The 1,773-nt window shown below is 44.0% G+C and carries 2 protein-coding genes and 1 riboswitch; of the genes, one reads left to right on the top strand and one right to left on the bottom strand.

From position 1 onward, the window contains the following. Window positions 1–56: 56 nt before the first annotated feature. Window positions 57–635, bottom strand: coding sequence for a DUF3172 domain-containing protein (locus IQ242_RS23980; protein WP_193961675.1), 579 nt, complete (start codon window positions 633–635; stop codon window positions 57–59). A 189-nt stretch (window positions 636–824) separates the two neighbouring features. Beyond that, window positions 825–955, top strand: a riboswitch (cyclic di-AMP (ydaO/yuaA leader). 232 nt (window positions 956–1,187) lie between these two features. Here IQ242_RS23980 and IQ242_RS23975 point away from each other — a divergent pair. Beyond that, the coding region (locus tag IQ242_RS23975; RefSeq protein ID WP_255520713.1) for an SLC13 family permease at window positions 1,188–1,773 on the top strand (586 nt) is incomplete at its 3' end.

Genomic DNA, 1,773 nt, shown 5'->3' with positions numbered 1-1,773 from the left:
CCCCACACCCCACACCCTCTTTCAAGTCAGCAGTCAGGAGAACGATCTTTTCCAGTTTAGAATTTATCTGTATCTGGTCTGGGGCCAACAGCACCGGCGGGATTAACAAAAAGATTACCCCCAGCTTCATTTTGGAAGATACAATCGATTTTCGGTTTGCCTTCCAAGGGGCCGGTATAACCAAAGGTATTCATCCGGTTTTTACAACTTTGTACCTGCTGTCCATCGACTAATTTTTGTTGTTCTAAAATTGACCAGTTATTGCGTCGCAAAACGCAACCGGGTTGCATGACTGGTTGGGTGACAAAAACGTTAAAGGGGTTAAGAGTGACATAAACCCGCAAATCGGTGACAATGGCACTGGCCCCAAATTGCACGCATAATTCTGCATTGGGGGCGCTGCGATCGATTACTTCCCGGGAAGCGACGTTTTCGGGGCTAAAATTAGCGGTAGAACTGAATACCAGACCGAGACCCACCCCTAGTACAAAAATACCGCCAATCAGGGCGATCATGGCATAGTTTAATTTTGCTAATAGGCCCCCAGCAGCCGAAGCGCGGGAGTCATCCCCATAGGATCGGTCATAATCACGATCGCGCGATCGGGGAGGAGTATAACGAGGTCTTCTATTCATAGAAATTTCTTTTTTGGCTGCTATGGCAGTCAGTCGTTAGCTATTAGCTTATCATGGTTCTATCCTAGCAACCCGGGGGATAACCGACAGGATAGGTCTGGTATAGGGCTATATCGTTTTTTTTGGGGTTAGTATGCTATGGTGGATGACTAAACAGAGTAAGTCAGCCTAATCCAAGTTTCTATGCTAGATATTAGCTAGACAAATTCGGAGCGGAGGAACCACATTTGGGGGCGTATTTCTAGATTTTTTAGCCTAGAAAAGGATATCTCTCTATCCTAGCCCGTCAGCTAACTTCGTCGGCGTGGGGGGGAAGACTGAAACATCACTACATTCCTAGCAATGTCTTGATCGGTTCAGTTATGTCGCTGGTACTACTTGATAGTCATAACTTACAGGAGACATTGTTTATGGGGATTCTCATGTCAGCTTACCGATCGCAACAATTTTAAGATTTTCCGTAGATAACCATATTTTCTATGAGTTTGCTGTACATTCTTTGGGCAAACTTTTAGTCCTATCGAGAAACCGAAAGTAAAAACAGGATCAAAAATGCTGGAATCTTTACCAATGTGGATTGCTGCGATGACTTTTATTGCAGTCATTGTGGTTATTATGTTCGAGTGGCTCCATATTACCGTAGCGGCTTTATTAGGAGCTTTAATCTTAGTTTTTACCCATATCATGACTCTCCAGGAGGCGGTGGGTTATATCAGTCGTAGTTATGCCACTCTCGCCCTATTTTTTGGGGTGATGGTGTTAGTGAGAGCCTTTGAACCAACGAAGATCTTTGATTATTTAGCAGCACAAATGGTGCTTTTAGCCAAGGGACAGGGCAAATTATTACTAATAGGAATTGTTGCCATTACTACCCCAATCTGTGCGGTATTACCCAACGCTACCACGGTGATGTTATTAGCACCTTTAATTCCACCCCTAGCTCAAGATATAGGGGTGGATTTTGTGCCGCTCTTAATCCTGATGGTTTTCGTGGCCAACAGTTCTGGATTATTAACTATTGTTGGTGATCCCGCTACTTATATCGTTGGTGATTCTATTAATATCACCTTCATGGAATACCTACAGCGTTTGAGTTTAGGTGGGGCATTGGCAGTAATTACCATTCTGGTGATGTTGC

The organism is Microcystis sp. LEGE 08355, assembly GCF_015207185.1.
Lineage (GTDB): Bacteria > Cyanobacteriota > Cyanobacteriia > Cyanobacteriales > Microcystaceae > Microcystis > Microcystis panniformis.
Note: the sequence above shows the minus strand (reverse complement) of the source record. Positions and strands in the feature narration are given on the sequence as shown.